The sequence below is a fragment of the Microbispora corallina genome, from assembly GCF_016863035.1.
Lineage (GTDB): Bacteria > Actinomycetota > Actinomycetes > Streptosporangiales > Streptosporangiaceae > Microbispora > Microbispora corallina.
Genome location: NZ_BOOC01000056.1, coordinates 24785 through 41583, shown reverse-complemented (window position 1 = coordinate 41583; position 16799 = coordinate 24785). Strand labels below are relative to the sequence as shown.

General features: G+C 73.0%; 16 protein-coding genes. 10 read left to right on the top strand and 6 right to left on the bottom strand.

Annotated elements, in window-relative coordinates:
• Positions 1–222: 222 nt before the first annotated feature.
• Positions 223–1068, bottom strand: coding sequence for a helix-turn-helix transcriptional regulator (locus tag Mco01_RS36225; protein ID WP_204061333.1), 846 nt, complete (start codon positions 1066–1068; stop codon positions 223–225).
• A gap of 126 nt (positions 1069–1194) precedes the next feature.
• On the opposite strand from Mco01_RS36225, the gene Mco01_RS36220 reads away from it, so the two are divergent.
• The 6 genes from Mco01_RS36220 to Mco01_RS36195 all read left to right on the top strand — a co-directional run bounded on the left by Mco01_RS36220 (position 1195) and on the right by Mco01_RS36195 (position 9267).
• The gene (locus Mco01_RS36220; protein ID WP_204061332.1) at positions 1195–3387 is read left to right on the top strand and encodes a transglycosylase domain-containing protein; all 2193 of its coding nucleotides are present in this window, start codon (positions 1195–1197) and stop codon (positions 3385–3387) included.
• Between the two features lie 165 nt (positions 3388–3552).
• On the top strand, positions 3553–4404 hold the full coding sequence (locus tag Mco01_RS36215) for an LLM class flavin-dependent oxidoreductase (RefSeq protein WP_204061331.1): 852 nt from the start codon (positions 3553–3555) through the stop codon (positions 4402–4404).
• A gap of 65 nt (positions 4405–4469) precedes the next feature.
• Positions 4470–5669 carry a sensor histidine kinase gene (locus tag Mco01_RS36210; protein WP_204061330.1) on the top strand — a complete coding sequence of 400 codons (1200 nt, stop codon included), beginning with the start codon at positions 4470–4472 and terminating at the stop codon, positions 5667–5669.
• Between the two features lie 123 nt (positions 5670–5792).
• Positions 5793–7175: a cytochrome P450 gene (locus Mco01_RS36205; protein WP_204061329.1), complete on the top strand. Its 1383-nt coding sequence runs from the start codon at positions 5793–5795 to the stop codon at positions 7173–7175.
• A 72-nt stretch (positions 7176–7247) separates the two neighbouring features.
• Complete coding sequence (locus Mco01_RS36200) at positions 7248–8366, top strand: WD40 repeat domain-containing protein (RefSeq protein ID WP_204061328.1); 1119 nt, start codon at positions 7248–7250, stop codon at positions 8364–8366.
• A 247-nt stretch (positions 8367–8613) separates the two neighbouring features.
• On the top strand, positions 8614–9267 hold the full coding sequence (locus Mco01_RS36195) for a maltokinase N-terminal cap-like domain-containing protein (protein WP_204061327.1): 654 nt from the start codon (positions 8614–8616) through the stop codon (positions 9265–9267).
• Positions 9268–9341: 74 nt separating this feature from the next.
• Here the strand turns inward: Mco01_RS36195 and Mco01_RS36190 are convergent, their stop codons facing one another.
• Positions 9342–9959 carry an NAD(P)-dependent oxidoreductase gene (locus Mco01_RS36190; RefSeq protein ID WP_204061326.1) on the bottom strand — a complete coding sequence of 206 codons (618 nt, stop codon included), beginning with the start codon at positions 9957–9959 and terminating at the stop codon, positions 9342–9344.
• A 93-nt stretch (positions 9960–10052) separates the two neighbouring features.
• Between Mco01_RS36190 and Mco01_RS36185 the strand changes: the two genes are divergently transcribed.
• Complete coding sequence (locus Mco01_RS36185; protein ID WP_204061325.1) at positions 10053–10652, top strand: TetR/AcrR family transcriptional regulator; 600 nt, start codon at positions 10053–10055, stop codon at positions 10650–10652.
• 5 nt (positions 10653–10657) lie between these two features.
• Here Mco01_RS36185 and Mco01_RS36180 read toward each other — a convergent pair whose 3' ends face one another.
• Positions 10658–11101 (bottom strand): ester cyclase, encoded by a 444-nt coding sequence (locus Mco01_RS36180; protein WP_204061324.1) that lies wholly within the window; start codon positions 11099–11101, stop codon positions 10658–10660.
• Between the two features lie 147 nt (positions 11102–11248).
• The gene (locus Mco01_RS36175) at positions 11249–11869 is read right to left on the bottom strand and encodes a TetR/AcrR family transcriptional regulator (RefSeq protein ID WP_204061323.1); all 621 of its coding nucleotides are present in this window, start codon (positions 11867–11869) and stop codon (positions 11249–11251) included.
• 76 nt (positions 11870–11945) lie between these two features.
• On the opposite strand from Mco01_RS36175, the gene Mco01_RS36170 reads away from it, so the two are divergent.
• Entirely contained in the window at positions 11946–12299 is a 354-nt protein-coding gene (locus Mco01_RS36170) for a YybH family protein (protein ID WP_204061322.1), read from the top strand.
• A 30-nt stretch (positions 12300–12329) separates the two neighbouring features.
• Here Mco01_RS36170 and Mco01_RS36165 read toward each other — a convergent pair whose 3' ends face one another.
• Entirely contained in the window at positions 12330–13538 is a 1209-nt protein-coding gene (locus Mco01_RS36165) for a YbfB/YjiJ family MFS transporter (protein WP_239104183.1), read from the bottom strand.
• 401 nt (positions 13539–13939) lie between these two features.
• Between Mco01_RS36165 and Mco01_RS39980 the strand changes: the two genes are divergently transcribed.
• Both Mco01_RS39980 and Mco01_RS36155 read left to right on the top strand, forming a co-directional pair.
• Positions 13940–14854 carry a LysR family transcriptional regulator gene (locus Mco01_RS39980; RefSeq protein ID WP_204061321.1) on the top strand — a complete coding sequence of 305 codons (915 nt, stop codon included), beginning with the start codon at positions 13940–13942 and terminating at the stop codon, positions 14852–14854.
• A 131-nt stretch (positions 14855–14985) separates the two neighbouring features.
• Positions 14986–15699 (top strand): SDR family NAD(P)-dependent oxidoreductase, encoded by a 714-nt coding sequence (locus Mco01_RS36155; RefSeq protein WP_204061320.1) that lies wholly within the window; start codon positions 14986–14988, stop codon positions 15697–15699.
• Between the two features lie 69 nt (positions 15700–15768).
• Here Mco01_RS36155 and Mco01_RS36150 read toward each other — a convergent pair whose 3' ends face one another.
• Positions 15769–16740, bottom strand: a complete 972-nt coding sequence (locus Mco01_RS36150) for an AraC family transcriptional regulator (protein WP_204061319.1) — start codon at positions 16738–16740, stop codon at positions 15769–15771.
• Positions 16741–16799: the final 59 nt, after the last annotated feature.

Sequence of the window (16799 nt, the reverse complement as noted above, 5' to 3'; positions counted from 1 at the left end):
GGAAGGAACTCCGTCACCCCCTCGACGACACCGAGCACCACGGCCTGCACCACACTGATGTCGCTCATCGAAGGTCCTCTCGTCTGCCAAGGACGGCGTCAGGTCGCCGCGGCGGCCCGGTGGACGGCGCGCCCGCGACACCGTGTCCTTTCCCTCCCGGCGCCCCTGTCACAGCAGCGACACAGGGCATACCCGCGAAACGTCGGCGCAGGAGCCCTGGGCCTACTCGGGACGGGCCGCAACCGGGGGCCGCGCGAGGGAGCGCAGCACGTCGACCGCCCGTTCGGAGCCGGTGCCCGGCGCCGCCTCGAAGACGATGAGCTGCTGGCCCGGAGCGCTGTTGACGGTCAGGGACTCGTACCGCAGGGCCATCTCCCCGGCTCTGGGGTGCCGGAACCGTCTCACCTCGGTCGTCCTCGGCCTGACCTCGTGGCGCGCCCACATGCGCCGGAACTCCGCGCTGCGCACGGAGAGCTCCTCCACGATCTGGGGCAGGAACGGGTCGTCCGGAACCGCGCCCGCCGCCGCCCGCAGGAGCGCCACCTGTGAGCGGGCGGCCTCCTCCCAGTCGACGTAGAACTGGGTCGCGAGGGGGTTGAGGAACAGCAGCCGCAGCAGGTTGTCCCGGTGCTCCAGGCCCTCGTACAGGACGTTCGCGAGGGCGTTGACCGCGAGCACGTCCAGCCAGCGGCCGTGGACGAACGCCGGGCCCTCGTCCCAGCCGTGCAGCAGCCGCAGCAGGGTGGGGCTGACCGGCTCCCGCCGGCACGGCGGCCGGAGCCCCGCCTGCGGACGCGGATGGACGAGTTCGTGCAGGTGCCGGGCCGCGTCCTCGTCCAGGCCCAGCACCTGGGCCAGGGCGCTCAGCACGTGATCCGAGGGACGGCGCTCGCGGCCCTGCTCCAGACGGATGTAATAGTCGGTGCTGATGCCGGCCAGCCGGGCCACCTCCACCCTGCGCAGCCCCGGCGTGCGGCGGCGGCCCGTCTCGGCCACACCGGCGTCCTCCGGGCTCACGGCCTGGCGGCGAGCACGGAGAAAGTCCCCGAGACGTCGGTCTGTGTCCACTTAGCCACACTATGTCCGATTCGCTGAGCGCGACGGCACCCGGCGGCCCGCGATGAGGCGAACCTCACAGGAATCGTCAAGCATCACCCCGCCCTCTGGTCAGCCAGAACTCGTAATCTCCCAGGTATGCCTAAGCGGGGGACAATTCGGACAGAAGGCAGCAAAGGCGTCGCGCTTCTCCTGGCGCTCGCGGTCGTCGCGGGCGTCCTGGTGGCCGGGATATCGCTGCCGGCCGTCGGCGGCGTGGGCGTCGGCATCGTGACCGCGTCGAACGACCTGGACGTCAAGCCGGAGGACCTCCAGGAACCCCCGCTCTCGGAGAAGTCCGTCGTGCTGGACGCGGACGGCCACCAGATCGCCCAGTTCTACGAGCAGTACCGGGAGATCGTGCCGCTCGACCAGGTGGCCGGCGTGATGAAGACGGCGATCATCTCCATCGAGGACTACCGCTTCTACCAGCACGGGCCGATCGACATCCAGGGGACGCTGCGCGCCCTGGCCAAGAACGTCACGACGGGCGGCGTGGCGCAGGGCGGCTCCTCCATCACCCAGCAGTACGTCAAGCAGGTGATGCTCAACAAGGCCAGGACGAAGAAGGAGCAGGAGGAGGCGCTGGCGCCGAGCTACGGGCGCAAGCTCAACGAGCTCCGGTACGCGATGGGCCTGGAGCAGAAGTACACCAAGGACCAGATCCTGGAGAAGTACCTGAACATCGCCTACTTCGGGGCGGGGGCGTACGGGGTGGAGGCGGCGGCCAAGCGGTTCTTCGGCGTGTCCGCGGCCGACCTGTCCCTCGCCCAGGCGGCGACGCTGGCGGGGGCCGTGCAGAAGCCCAACGAGACCGACCCCGCGGCGGGAAAGAAGAGCCGGGGGCTCCTGCTCGCCCGGCGCGACGTCGTGCTCGACCGTATGGCGCAGCTCAAGAAGATCACGCCGGAGCAGGCGGCCGAGGCCAAGGCCAAGCCGCTGGGGTACAAGGGCACTCCCCTGCCCGGCGGGTGCGAGTCGAGCCCCTATCCGTACTTCTGCATGTACGTGCGCGCCGACATCCTCACCAACCCCGTGTTCGCCGCCTTCGGCAGGACGCGGCAGGACCGCGACCAGTTCCTCAAGCGCGGCGGCCTCGTCATCAGGACCACGCTCGACCCGAAGCTGCAGGCGGCCGCCGACGCGGCCATCAAGGACCGGGTCCACGCCACCGACGACCCCGTGGCCTCCGAAGCCCTGGTCGAGCCGGGGACCGGCCGGATCAAGGCGATGGCGGCCAGCCGGAAGTACGGGACCGACGCCCGCAAGAAGCAGATCTCCTACAACGTGGTGGCCGACCGCGCCCACGGCGGCGGCACCGGCTTCCAGGCGGGCTCGACGTTCAAGGTGTTCACGCTGCTCACGGCCCTCAAGCAGGGCTGGAGGGTGGACGACGGCCTCGACAGCCCGGCGGGGTACACCGCGCCCGGCTACTCGTCCTTCACCGACTGCAAGGGCCGCGACGTCGGCGACCCCGCCCACACCGTCTCCAACGACGAGGGGTCCGGCGGGTTCAAGACGCTGAAGACGGGCACCTGGCAGTCGGTCAACACCTTCTTCCTGAAGCTGGAGCAGAAGGTCGGCCTGTGCGACGTCGTCAGGACCGCCGAGTCGCTGGGCGTCAAGCGGGCCGACGGCGGGCCGCTGCAGCAGTACGAGACCTTCACCCTCGGCGTCAACGAGATGGACCCGGTGACGGTCGCCACGGCGTACGCCGCCATCGCCGCCCGCGGCTCCTACTGCCCGCCCCAGGCCGTCAGCGCGATCACCGACAGGAACGGCACGACCACGCGGTACCAGCCGAAGTGCCGCCAGGCCCTCGACCCCGAGGTGGCCGACGCCGCCGCGGACGTCATGCGGGGCGTGTTCGGCCCGCAGGGCACCATGAGCGCCGTGGGAGGCATCGGCCGGGACGCGGCGGGCAAGACCGGCACCAGCGACGACTACTCGACGGCGTGGTTCGCCGGGTTCACCCCCGACCTCGCCGGCGCGGTCAGCCTCGGCGACCCCCGTGGGGCGAGCACGCACCGGCTGAGCGGCGTGACCATCGGCGGCAGGTACTACAGCGTGGTCTTCGGGGCGGACATCTCCGGCCGCATCTGGAAGGAGACGATGATCAGCGCGCTGAAGGGCGTCCCGAAATCGTCCTTCCCGCCCATCGACTCCGCGCGCTTCGGCGGCTGTGGCGACCGGTGCGCGCCCCGGGACGACGTCCCTCCTGTCGACAACGGCTGGGATCCCGGCTTCGGCCCCGGGCCTGACCGCTCCTTCGGCGGCCCGCCCCCCATGTGACCCCGCCCCGGCGCCTACTGTTGGAGAAGGGCGCCTGACGGCCAGCGGGGACTTCCCCGGGTGGCCACTCCACCACCGCCGCATCCTCCGCCACGAGGACGGCGAGCTGACGCGTTCCGGCGTCACCCGGCCGGTGACGGCCGCGCGACCGACTCGGGGGTGGCCATGAACGTCGGACTCGGCCTGCCCGTCGGCGACCCCGACGCGCTGCCGGAATGGGCGCGCCGCGCCGAGGACGGGCCCTTCTCCACCCTCGGCCTGGTCGACCGCCTCGTGTACGACAACCCGGAGCCGCTGGTGACGCTGGCGGCCCTCGCGGGGGCCACCTCCCGGATCCGGGTCATGACCGAGGTCCTGATCGCGCCCATGCGCCCGACGGCCCTGATGGCCAAGGAGCTCGCCACGCTCGACCGGCTCAGCGGCGGCCGCCTCACCGTCGGGATCGGCGTGGGCGCGCGGGAGGACGACTTCCTGGCCATGGGCGCCGAGCACCGGCGCCGCGGCCGCCGCCTCGACGAGCAGATGGCGGCGCTGCGGCGCGTCTGGGCCGGCCGCCCGTACGGCGAGGGGATCGGCCCGATCGGCCCGGCGCCCTCCCGCCCCGGAGGTCCCGAGGTGCTGTTCGGCGGCTTCGTCCAGGCCACGGCCGAGCGGGTGGCCCGCTGGGGGGACGGCCTCATGGCCTCGACGCTCCCGCCGGAGGAGATGGACCGGCTCTTCCGGATGGTCGAGGAGTCGTGGGAGAGGGCCGGGCGGCCCGGCCGTCCGCGGCTCGTCGCCCAGGCCAACGCGGCGCTCGGCCCCGAAGCCGTCCTGGACGAGGCCCGCCGCGCGGCCGGCGGCTACTACGCGTTCCTCGACTCGGGTGAGACGAGGGTGGAGGGGATGCTGACCTCACGCGAGGCGATCCGGGGGGCCGTGCGGGCCTTCTGCGACGTGGGCGCCGACGAGCTGATGCTGTACTGCTGGTCGGCCGATCCCGCCCAGGTCGACCGCATCGCCGCCGCCCTGCCCTGAGGTTCCGGGAAGCGCCGGTCAGGCGGTACGAGACATTGGGTGATAAACGTCGCAGAATGGCTCATATGGGGCGCACTATGGCAGGCGTCGCGCTCCGCCGGCGTGGCGTACTGGTCGATCTTCTGTTGGCGACCGCGGTGGTCGCGTTCACGATCCCGACGACCGCCATCGGCCGCTCCTTCTCGCTGTGGGGACCGGTTCCGGACTGGATCGAGTTCCTCGTGGGCTCGGTCACGGCCTTGACCATGTTCGTCCGGCGCCGGACGGCGTGGCCCGCGATCGTCGCGTCCGTCGCGTGCGCCTGCGTGACCGGCCAGACCGTGCCCATGGTCCTCGCCGCGTTCTCCATGACGTCCGAGTGCCGGATGCGCTCATGGTCGGGGGTCGCGCTGGCGCTCACCGGGGTGTACGCAGCCGTCGACTACGTGAACCCGTACACCGACCAGTTCCTCTATCTCTGCGTCGTGCGCGCGGTGACGCTCATCTACCTGCCCGCCCTGGTGGGGACGTGGGTGTGCGCGTACCGGCGGATGGTCGGCGAGCTGCGGGCCGGGGTCCGCGAGCGCGAGGAGCTGGCCGCCTCCGAGGAGCGACGCAAGATCGCCCGGGAGCTGCACGACACGGTGACGCACGCCGTGACCGTCATGGTCCTCAACGCCGGCGTGATCCGGGACTACAGGGACTCCCCCGAGGTCTCCCGGCTCGCCGCGGGCATCGAGGACAAGGGCGTGCAGGCCCTCGGCGAGCTGCGCCAGCTCCTCACCGTGCTCCGCCGGGAGGACCAGCCGGCGGTCAAGGGGCCGGAGGGGATCACCCGCCTCGTGGAGGAGTCCCAGCGCATGGGCATGCGGATCAGCCTCCACCTCGACGTCCCCCCGCAGGCGCTGCCGCGGCAGGTCGCGCACGCCTCCTACCGCCTGGTGCAGGAGGGCCTGAGCAACGTGCGCAAGCACGCTCCGGACTCCGAGGTGCGGGTCACCTGCACCCTGACGGGCGACGACGTGAACGTCTCCGTGGTCAACACCGCCGGCCGGGGCGACGAGCCGGCCGGCGACAGGTGCGACGACCGGGGAACGGCCAGGGCCGCGCCCTCCATGGGCGGAGGCTTCGGGCTCCCGGGCCTGGGGGAGCGCGTCGCGCTCGCGGGCGGCCGCCTCACCGCGGAGCCCACCCCCGAGGGCGGCTTCGTCCTCGCGGCGCGGTTCAGCGTCCGCCCCGGCAAGAGGAGTGCCGTCCTGCGCCCGAGGTGGAGCACCGGCGACTGACCCGGAGCTCGGCCGATGACAGACGGCGGCCGGGCGTCTAAGATCGCCGCCCAGACCCGTTCATCCGCGGATCGCCCGCATCGTCCTGTAAGGCGCAGGAGCCGGAAAGGCAGGCCCGCAGTTGTGATCCGCGATAGCCGGTCCGCGTCGGCCGCGACCCCCCTGCCCACGTCGCCGCTCGAACCCCTGCTCACGGCGGAGTACGACGCCGATCCCGGGCTCGTCCACGAACGGCTGCGCGGCAGGTACGGCCCGGTCGCCCCCGTCGACCTCCTCGGCGTGCCGGTCTGGTTCGTGCTCGGCTACGACGAGGTGCTGCAGGTCATGCAGAACCCCCGTGAGCTGTGGAGCAAGCGCGTGGACGCCTGGCGGGCGTACGCCGAGGGACGCGTCCCGCCCGACTGGCCGCTGCTCGCCCTCCTCAAGGCCGACAACATGGGTTTCCACGACGGGGAGCGGCACCACGCGCTCCGCGGCTCCTGGAACGCGGCCCTCCGGCCGTTCCAGGAGCCCGGCCACGAGCAGGCCAGGGTGCTGGAGCGGGCCGTCGTGCGCTACTGCGACGAACTGATCGGCGTGATGACGGAGGAGGCGCCCGCCGGACGGGCCGACCTGGCCGCGCAGTACGGGCGGCCGCTGCCGCTGATGGTCGCCAACCACCTCCTCGGCGTCACGCTCGAGCGCGGCGACGACGTGGTGACGGACCTGTGGCGCCTCATCGACGGCCCCGACTCCGGCGGCGCCTACCAGCGGCTGTACACCGCCCTCCTGGAGCTGGCGACGGACAAGCGGCACCGCCGCGGCGACGACCTGCCCTCGTACATGCTGGCGGCCGACCCGGGCCTGACCGATGAGGAACTGGCCAGGGAGCTGCTCATGCTGCCCGGCTTCCTCGACTTCACCGGCGGCCTGATCTGCAACGTCATCGTCGAGGTGATCACCAATCCGGAGCTGCGGCAGGCCCTGTCGGTCGGCGCGATCGAGGAGGTCGTCAACCGCGTCGCCCTGTCCAACCCGGCGCTGGCCAACCTCAGCTTCCGCTACGCCCGGGCCGACGTGAAGCTGGGGCGGTTCACCGTCGCGGCCGGAGACCCGGTGATGCTGTCGATCGCGGGCGCGCACGCCGATCCGGTGTTCGCCGCCGCCCTCCCGAGGGACACCGTGCGCAGCACCCGCGCCCATCTCGCCTGGGGCGCCGGCCCGCACGGCTGCCCGAGCCGCCGGCTCGCCACCATGATGACCACGATCGCCGTCCGCCGGTTGCTGGACCGGTTCTCCACGCTCACGCCGGCGCTCCCGCCCGACCGCCTGCCGTGGCGCCCGTCCCCCTTCGTCCGCGCGCTCCGCTCCCTGCCCGTGCGCTACGAGCTCGACGGCCGCCACTCCCCCGGGACCGGTCCCGTCCCGGGCGATTCGGCGTCGTCGCCCTCCGGTGAGGACGGCGCGGGACAGCCGCCCCCGTCCGGTCTGCGGGCGTTCCTGCGCAGGCTGCGCGGGGGGCAGTGACCACGGTTCCCACCCCCGATCGCCGGAAGGCGACGACTCTCCCGCTCGGCGATCGAAACGTACGATCGGGCTATGACGTGGGACGCCGTCGGAGCGCTCGCAAGCGTTGTCGCCCTCCCCATCACGCTCGCGATCTTCTGGTGGGAGCAGCGTCGTCATCGGAACACGGCCTCCGTCCAGGAGGAAGGCGCGGGTCCCGCGGACGGCGCGAACCGGGAGACGCCCGTCGCCCGGCGGAGCCGTCATCCCGTCGGGCGCGGCGGGGGTGGGGACGAGTGGTTCGAGCCGGCCGCGGTCCTGACGGGACACGACGGGGTGGTCTCCGACGCGGCCTTCAGCCCCGACAGCCGGGTGGTGACGACCGTCAGCGGCGACATGACCGTCCGCATGTGGGACCCGGCCACCGGGGATCCCGTCGGCCGGCCCCTGCGAGGCCACACCGGCCCCGTCTGGGCGGTCGCCTTCAGTCCGGACGGACGGCTCGTGGCGACCGGCGGAGCCGACACCTCCGTGCGCCTGTGGGAGGCCACGACGGGCGAGGCCGTCCCGCCGGAGCTCGTCGGCCACCGCGGGTTCGTCGTCGGCATGGCGTTCAGCCACGACGGCAGGCTCCTGGCCACCGGCAGCGGGGACACGACCGTACGCGTCTGGGACGTGGCGCGGGGAGAACCGGCCGGCCCCCCTCTGACCGGTCATACCGACACGGTCTCCGGCATCGCCTTCAGCCCGCGGGGCCGTCTGGCCACGGGAAGCGCCGACGGCACGGTCCGGCTGTGGAAGCCGCTGACCGGAGAGCCCATCGGCGAGCCCATCGGCGGGGACGGCGGCGCCGTGGAGAACCTGGCCTTCAGCCGGGACGGACGCCTGGTCGCCACGGGCGGCGACGACGGGACGGTCCGCCTCTGGGACCCGTCCACGGGCTCGCCCGCCGGCCCGCCGCTGACCGGTCACACGGCGGCCGTCTGGGGAGTGGCGTTCACCCCTGACGGCCTCCTCGTCACCGGTGGCCGGGACGGGACCGTACGGGTGTGGGATCCGGCGTCGGGCCGGCCACTCGGACACCCCCTGCTCGGCCACACGGACGGAGTCAACAACGTGGCGGTGAGCCCTGACGGCCGGTACCTCGTCAGCTGCAGCGACGACCAGACGGCACGGCTGTGGCGGAGGAAGGCCCCGCCGTCGGAAGAGTGACCCCCCGCCCCCGCCGCCCGGGCCCCTCTCCACACGGCCGCGCCCAAGTGCCCTCTCCAGGGCGGCCGCGTTCGAGTGGCCGGGCCCGTTCCGGGGCGGCCGTACGCGTCGCCGTGCGGTGACGCCCGCCTGTCGCGGCCTCCCGGCGGCGGGCAGGACGGCCGCCGATAGTCTTCCGGAGATCGTTCCGGCGACGGCGCGGACGCGCCGGCGAGCCGAGCGGACGTCGAGAGAAGGGCTTCCCGGCATGGCCGTCATCCACCGCACCACGCTGACCCCCACCAAGCTCGAACTTCTCGCCTCATGGCTCCCCCGGCAGGCGTGGTACGCGGAGACGGGGCGCGCGCCGGAACTGGAGAAGGCCGGCGGCTTCCGGCTCGACGATCCGCGGGGCGAGGTCGGCATCGAGTTCATGGTGGCCGTCGACACGTCAGGCGGCGAGCCGGTCTCCTACCACGTCCCCCTCACCTACCGCGATGCGCCGCTGGAGGGCGCCGATCACGCCCTCATCGGCACGGCCGAGCACGGCGTGCTGGGGCGGCGGTGGATCTATGACGGGACCCGCGACCCCGTCCTCGTGACGCAGCTTCTCGCGCTCCTCCTGGGCCGGGCCGAGCCGCAGGCGCAGAGCGTGAGCGACACCCCCGATCCGTCGGTCGTCAGCTCGTACACGGGAGAGATCGTCTCCCCCTCCGTCACCTCCACCGGCGCCGCGGACGGGCCGCACGGCACCGACGTCGTCGTGGAGACCGAGGGCGGGAGCCTGGCCATCCGCGTGATCCGCGTCCTCGACCCGGGCCGGGACGACTCCGGCGCCCACCTCGGACACGTCACCGCCGGATGGCGACTGCCGGACGACGGCGACGTCCGCGGCCGGTTCGTCGTCGTCGGCGATCGGTAGTCCGCGCCGCCCGGCGAACGCGGGGTGAACCGCCGCCCCGCGTTCGCCCGCTCAGTCCGTAAGGACGACGGCGGTCATGCGGCGATCCGCGGGGCCTGGTGGAGGTGGGCCGGCGAGGCGGCCTCGCGCAGCAGGAAGTCGGCCAGGTCGGCGCGTGAGATCGCGGAGGTGAGCCCGATCTTCAGGTCGGTCCCCACCCGGTAGACCCCGGTGTGCGGCGTGTTCCTGAGAGCGGGCGGGCGCACGATCGTCCAGTCGACGGCGGAGGCGCGGATGAGGCTTTCCATCTCGTCCTTGTCGCGCATCTTGTGGCCCAGCATGGCCCGCAGCAGCCGGGAGTAGAGCGAGCCGTCGTTGGACTCTGCGGCGCCGTGAGCGCTCACCACGATCAGCCGCCGCACCCCTGTCCGGGTCATCGAATCGAGAATCGAGCGGACGCCGTCGGTGCAGACGCTCACCGGGCCCCTGGCGTTGGGTCCCAGCGCGCTGATCACCACGTCGCGGCCGTCCACCGCCTCCTCGACCAGATCGGCCCTGGTCAGGTCCGGCACGACGGCGATCTGAAGGCCCGGCCGGGCCTGCAGGGCATCCGGGCGGCGGACCACGGCGGTCACGTGATGTCCCGCGGCGAGGCCCTGGGCGACGGTCTCCCGCCCGGTGCCGCCGCCGGCGCCGAAGACGACCAGTTTCACGATTCCTCCACCCTCAGTTCCGAGACAGTTTGTCTCAGAGGTGAGAGTGGCACCGCCCCCGTCTCTGAGTCAAGTTGTCTCATAGAATGCGGTGTGAGCAACTCGACCGATCCCCGCGCCGCGCGCACCCGGGCCGCGATCCTGGTCGCCGCCCGCTCGCTGCTGCTCGACGAGGGCCCCGCCGCGCTCACCCACCAGCGCGTCGCCCAGGAGGCCGGCGTCGGCCGGGCCACGGTGTACCGGCACTGGCCGCAGGCCGAGCAGCTGCTTCACGACGTCATGACCGGTGTCGACATCCCGTTCTTCCGGAAGCCGGAGGTGCCGGTCCGCCCGTGGCTGTGCTCGCAGCTTCGCGATCTCGCCGACGAGCTGGCCACGCCCCGGGCCGCCGGCGCCATGCTCACCCTGACGCAGAGCGCCCTCTGGGATCCGCACGTCGCGGCACAGCGCGACCACTGCCTCGACGCGCTCGACGAGAGGCTCAGGATCGCGCTGGACCTGGCGGCCGGAAACGGGGAGATCGACGTCGTCCCCGACCCGCCCGACGTCTCGGCGCTCCTCGTCGGGCCTCTTGTCTACCGCACCGCCATGCGGGGGGGAACGGTCTCCGACCAGCTCATCGACCGGCTCGTCGACGGTCTGGGGAGGTGGCGCCCCCCGGGGCCGTCCGCGCGGGAGAGCGCGGACGGCTGACGCGCTCAGGCCGCGGTCGGGCGGGCCTCCGTCAGGCACATGCCGAGCTGGGTGTACAGCTCCAACTGGTCGTAGTACTCCCGGTGCGTCTTGATCCTGCCGTCCTCGACGAACGACGCGCAGGTCCCCCGGAGGGTGATCGGGCGGCCGGTTCCCTGCAGTTCGCGCCCGTCGGGCAGCAGGAGAGGCCCGAGATGCGTGCCCGTGGCCGTCCACTCGACCATCATCGGCGCCTGGCAGCCGACGGCCTCGAACCACGGCGTCAGGTGATAGTCGGGAAAGCTCTTGAAGGTCTGCTCGTACAACCAGGCGATCTGCTCATGCCCCTCCGCCACCCCGGACGGCGAGACCACGACGGCGTCCGGGCTGAAGGCCTCGAGCACCCGGTGCAGATCGTGACTGTTGATCGCTTCGGCCAGCCCGCGCTTGATGCTCCAATAGTCAGACATGGCGACAGTCCCTCGACGGTCGGAAACATAACGACCATTGGGTTCACATTAGCCAGAGGTCGGGCAGGAACCGTCCACGACGGTCTCGCCGGAGCACCAGGAAGGGGTGCCGGTCTCCCCTTCCGCCCATGACGCCGCCAAGAGCGCCTATGGCGCGACGGCGGTGGGCGTGCCGGTCCGGACGCCGAGCAGGGCCACGCAGTTCGCCCACAGGGCGTCGAGGAGCCCGGTGTCGTTGTAGAGCTTGGCGAAGAGCACCTGACCCTCGAGCTGGGCGACGACGGACCGGGCGGCCTCGCGGGTGTCGGCGACGGTGGCCTCTCCCCGCTCCCTCGCCTCGGCGATGACCGCCTCCACCAGGTCGACCTGGGCGTCGAAGATCTGCTGCAGCCGTTCGCGGATGACCTCGGTCTGGTTGCTCATCTCCAGCGTCAGGTTGCCGAACATGCAGCCCGAGACCGTCCCGCAGCTCTGCTGCCCGGCGCGCTGCTCGGCCGCGGTCTCCTCGAACAGCTGCCGCAGCCGCTGGAGCGGCTCGGCGTCCCCGCCCAGGATGCGGGTCCAGTCGCTCAGCTCTGCGGCCCAGTGCTCGTCGATGACGGCCAGGGCGAGCGACTCCTTCGACTCGAAGAAGTAGTAGAAGCTGCCCTTCGGCACCCCCGCCGCCTTGCAGATCTCGGCCACGCCCAGCGCCGAGTAGCCGCGCAGCTCGACGAGCGACCGGGCGGCGGTAAGGATCTTCTCCCTGGCGTCACTGCTTCGTCCCATGTTGCAAGTGTACGACCGGTCGACTACTTTCTAGCCGACCGGTCGTCTAAATAAGGACACGATGATGAGCGACCCGATGCGCGAGGTTCTGAACAGCTGGAAGGCCGCCTTCGACGGCCACCGCACGGACGCGATGGCCGACCTGTTCACCACCGACGCCCTGTTCCAGGGCTTCGGCCCCACGGTGACCGCCGGGCGGGACGCGGTGCGCGCCTACTACGAGGCGGTGCCGGACGACCGCACCGCCGACGTCACCGTGCTCCACACCTACACGATCGGCGACCAGGTGGCCGGCGGGTTCGCCGACGTCACCTTCCGCGACCCCGCGGGCTGGGAGGCCGCCGTGCACCTGTCGCTGGTCCTCCGCCGTGACGAGGGAGCGTGGCGAATCCGGCAGTACCACGTGTCCCGGGTGATCACCGACCACTGACCCCCGGCGGGACGGGAGCCGCACGGCCGCTCACGGCTCCGCGGCCGGATGATCCGGTACGGGCATGTCGTGCGGGAATCCGGCCCGGAGGACGACGGCCGCGACGGCGGCGCCCATGACGACGACCGCCGCCAGGATCAGGGCCTGCCGGTAGCCGTGGTGGAGCAGGGGGGCGGCGGCCGGCGGGCCGAGGATCTGCCCCACGGAGTATCCGGCGGTGAGCAGCGCGACCGAGCGGGGGAACCGCAGGTGGGCGCCCACCGCGAGCGCGACGGTGGCCACGCCGAGGAACGTGGCGCCGAAGAGGAGAGCCGACGCCAGCGCCGCGGCCACCCCGCCGGACACGGCGGGCAGCGCGATGCCCACTGCCTGCACGACCAGCGCGGCGAGCAGGAGGCCGGGACGCGACAGGCGACGGCCCAGCCACAACCACAGCGCCGAGGAGGGAACGGCCGCCAGGCCGACGAGCACCCAGGCGCCGCTGCCGGCCCAGCCGGGCGAGCTCTGCTCGATGGCGGCCACGAGGAAGGTGCCGGCGATGATGTAGCCGACGCCCTCCAGCGTGTACGACGCGAACAGGGCGGCGAACCAGCGATGGGTCCGGCGCCACTCCTCCCGCGTCCGTGCCGGAGGGGGCGGGGTCGCGGTCCTCAGGTTCCACGACGCGGCGGCCAGCAGCGCGGCCAGGCCGGCGGAGGCCCACCACGCGGCACGCCAGTCGGCCGCGGCGCGCAGGACCACCACCAGGAGGCCGGACAGGGCGATTCCGGCGCCGACGCCCCCGAAGGCCCAGCCGTGCAGATGGGCGGGGTGGTTCCGCAGATTGCTCTGCAGGGAGCTGACGGCGATCACGAAGACCAGCGCGCTGGCCGCGCCCGCGATCACCCGGAGGCACAGCCACGCCGTGGTCGCGTGCGTCTCCGGCATCGCGGCCAGGGTCGCGGTCAGCACCAGCAGGGAGCCCCGCAGGACGGCCGGGGAGCGCACCGCGCGCGGAAGGAGGATGCCGAGCAGGGCCCCGGCCAGGTAGCCGGCGTAATTGCCGGTGGCCAGGTCGGCCCCGGCCCCGGCCGAGAGGCCGGCCTGAGCGTGCATCAGGGGAAGGATCGGGGTGTAGACGAACCGGCCGACGCCCATGCCCGCCGCCAGCGCGGCCGCCGCCTGGGTGACATGGGCCCGGGGCGAGCGGAGCGCGCCGCCGGACGCGGCGGTGCTGGGATGCAGAGTTGCTGGGTTCACGACGCTTTCCTCGACGGCACGGGTACGGCGGCACGACACGCCCGCGCCTTTACACACGACACGACACGGCCGCGCCACGGCTGGACACGGCCGCACCTCTGTACGGCACGGCGTCCCTGGAGCGTGGCCCGGTGGGACGCGCGGGCGAGACGGGCCAGGGCACGGGGGCGAGACGATACGCGGGCGTGACTGAACGAGGCAGGACAGGACGGGGTGCGGCGCGACGAGACAGGGCGAGACAAGACAGGGTGGGACGGGACAGGACGAGAGGAGACGGCGGGCCCGCTATGTCCGGCCGGTCCCCCGTGACCCGAGCCTGCCTGTTAGGCGGGGTCCGGCGCCACGACCGGCTCCCTCCCTGCTGGGAGGCGCAGCCTCCCACCGCACGTAGCATCGCGGAGGTGGAGCTGCGTCACCTGCGTTATTTCGTCGCGGTCGCCGAGGAGCTGAACTTCGGCCGGGCCGCCCGGCGCCTGCTGATCGCCGGCCCCTCCCTCTCGCAGCAGATCAAGGCGCTCGAACGCGATCTCGGGGTGCGGCTGTTCGACCGCGACCGCCGTTCCGTGGCCCTCACTCCGGCCGGCGCGGCCCTGCTTCCGGACATCCGCGACCTGCTGGACCGGGCCGACGACCTCCGGAGCCGCGCCGCCCGGCTGTCGGGCTCCGAGCCGCTCCGGCTGGGTTACGTCAACTGGCTGCCCCCGGACCTGGCCGCCCGCACCCCCGCGTCGGCCCAGGTGCACGTCGACGCGTGGGTAGCGCCCTCCCACCTCCAGGCGGCCAGGGTCGCGGACGGCAGCCTGGATCTCGCGGTGTGCTGGGTGCGCACGGCGGACCTCGATCGGCTCGGCCTGGACGCCCGGCTCGTCGGCGTGGAGCGCCTCTACGCGGTCGCCACCGGGCGCGACACCGGAGCCGTCCAGGCCCGGGACACCGTCGTCCTCATCGACGACGACGCCGCGGCCTGGTCGTCCTGGAACGTCTACGCCGAGGAGCTCGCCCGTGCCACCGGCGCCCGTCCCGTGCGGATCAGTGACGGCGGCGTCACCGGGGCCGCCTTCTTCGACCACGTCCGCCGCGCCGGGCGCCCCGTCGTCAACTCTCCGAAGGGGCAGGCGGCCCCGCTGCCGCCCGACCTGGTCCGGCGCCCGCTGATCGCGCCGGAGATCTGCTGGACCTGGTCGCTGGTCCGGCGCCGCGGAGACGCCCGCGCCGCCGTCCTGGCCGTCGCCGACGCCCTCACCGACGGCGTCGGCGACCTCGGGATCCACGCGCCGGACGTCTGGCTGCCCGACGGGGATCCGTACAAGCGGTAGACGTCCGCGCACGTCGAGAGGCCGTCGAGGTTTTGACAGATACTCGACCGGTCGTCTACGTTCTCAATAGTCGACCGGTCGGCTAGTACCGGTCGCGGAGATTCCATCCCCTTGAGAGAAGAGCACTTGTGATGAGCACGCAGGGTCAGAAGGTCGCGGTCGTCACCGGGGCGTCGCAGGGCATCGGAGCCGGCCTGGTCGCCGCGTACCGCAAGCTCGGCTACGCCGTGGTCGCCACCTCCCGCACCATCGCGGAGTCGCTGGACCGGGACGTCCTCAGCGTCCGGGGCGACATCGCCGACCCCACCACCGCCGACCGTGTGATCGAGGCCGGCGTCGAGCGGTTCGGCCGCATCGACACCCTGGTCAACAACGCCGGGTTCTTCGTCGCCAAGCCGTTCACCGACTACACGCCGGAGGAGTTCTCCTCACTGGTGGCGGTGAACCTGGGCGGGTTCTTCCGCATCACCCAGCGGGCCCTGCCGCACCTGCTCGCCCAGGGCGGCGGGCACATCATCCAGATCACCACCAGCCTGGTCGACCACCCCAACTCCAGCCTGCCCTCCGCGCTGGCCTCCCTCACCAAGGGCGGTCTGCAGGCCGCCACCAAGGCCCTGGCCATCGAGTACGCCACCCGCGGCGTCCGCGTCAACGCCGTCTCGCCGGGCGTCATCAAGACCCCCATGCACGCCCCGGAGACCCATGAGTTCCTCGGCGGACTCCACCCGGTCGGCCACATGGGCGAGGTGAGCGACATCGTCGACGCCGTGCTCTACCTGGAGAACGCGCCGTTCGTCACCGGCGAGATCCTCCACGTCGACGGCGGCCAGAACGCCGGTCACTGAGCGAGGCCACCGGCGCCGGCCCCGCACCGGCGCCGGGCCTCCACCGGCCTCACCGGTCTCCGCCGCCGATCAGCCGCCCGGGAACGGGCCGGGCCGGACGGACGACGAGCGCCAGGCCGAGGGGCTGACGCCGCGGGAGCGCTTGAAGGCCACGCTGAAGGCGAAGGGGTCGCCGTACCCGACCTGGCGGGCCACGGCGGCGACGGTCGCGTCGGTGTCGCGGAGCAGGTCCGCCGCCAGGGTCATCCGCCAGCCCGTGAGGTAGGTGAGCGGCGGCTCGCCGACCAGGCCGGTGAAGCGCGCGGCGAAGGCGGCGCGGGACACGCCGGCCGCGGCGGCCAGCGCGGCGACCGTCCACCGGCGGGCGGGATCCCCGTGCAGCAGGCGCAGCGCGCCGCCGACGGCGGGGTCGGCCAGCGCCCGGTACCACGCGGGACGCGCGGGCCCCGGCTCCGCGCACCACGCCCGCAGGGCCAGCACGAGCACGAGATCCAGCAGCCGGTCGAGCACGGCGTCCTGGCCGGGCTCGTCGCGGGCGACCTCGGCGGCGAGCAGGTCCAGCGCGGGCCGGGTCCGGGGCCCGGCCGGCACGACCGCCAGCGGCGGGAGCATCCCCAGCAGGCGGTCGCCCACGTCGCCGCGGAGCTCGTAGGCGCCCCTGAGCATGATCGTCGCCCCGGGCGATCCGTCGCCGTACGTGCGGGCGGCGAGGCTCCGGTGGGCGGCCGCCGCCGCCACGCTCGCGTTCACGACCTGCTTGCGCCGCCCGCTGATCACGACCTGCGGCGGGGTGGAGGGGTCGTCGGCGATCGTGTACGGGCCGGTGCCGGCGACGAGCGCGATGTCGCCCGCGGCGAGGCGTGCCGTCGCCGCGCGGGCGTCGTCGCCGAGCCGGATCGACGCGTGGCCGCCGAGCGTCGCCACGACCGTGAGCGGCGGGGCCTCGGCGAAGGTGAGCGACCACGGCGGACGCTGGATCAGCTGCCGGACCACCGCGTTCCTCGCGCGGGCTCGGTGCAGGAGATCGCCCAGGACGTCCACGTCCCTCAGGGTAGACGATCACAAAGGGATGTCCGACGTTCTCCCATGGATCGTCCCGG

What these genes read in the sequence shown, in the direction of transcription:
- Mco01_RS36155 (WP_204061320.1), top strand. Translation starts at nt 14,986, where the DNA reads ATGAGCACGCAGGGTCAGAAGGTCGCGGTCGTCACCGGGGCGTCGCAG.
- Mco01_RS36170 (WP_204061322.1), top strand. Translation starts at nt 11,946, where the DNA reads ATGCGCGAGGTTCTGAACAGCTGGAAGGCCGCCTTCGACGGCCACCGC.
- Mco01_RS36210 (WP_204061330.1), top strand. Translation starts at nt 4,470, where the DNA reads ATGGGGCGCACTATGGCAGGCGTCGCGCTCCGCCGGCGTGGCGTACTG.
- Mco01_RS36220 (WP_204061332.1), top strand. Translation starts at nt 1,195, where the DNA reads ATGCCTAAGCGGGGGACAATTCGGACAGAAGGCAGCAAAGGCGTCGCG.
- Mco01_RS36215 (WP_204061331.1), top strand. Translation starts at nt 3,553, where the DNA reads ATGAACGTCGGACTCGGCCTGCCCGTCGGCGACCCCGACGCGCTGCCG.
- Mco01_RS36175 (WP_204061323.1), bottom strand. Translation starts at nt 11,869, where the DNA reads ATGGGACGAAGCAGTGACGCCAGGGAGAAGATCCTTACCGCCGCCCGG.
- Mco01_RS36180 (WP_204061324.1), bottom strand. Translation starts at nt 11,101, where the DNA reads ATGTCTGACTATTGGAGCATCAAGCGCGGGCTGGCCGAAGCGATCAAC.
- Mco01_RS36195 (WP_204061327.1), top strand. Translation starts at nt 8,614, where the DNA reads ATGGCCGTCATCCACCGCACCACGCTGACCCCCACCAAGCTCGAACTT.
- Mco01_RS36200 (WP_204061328.1), top strand. Translation starts at nt 7,248, where the DNA reads ATGACGTGGGACGCCGTCGGAGCGCTCGCAAGCGTTGTCGCCCTCCCC.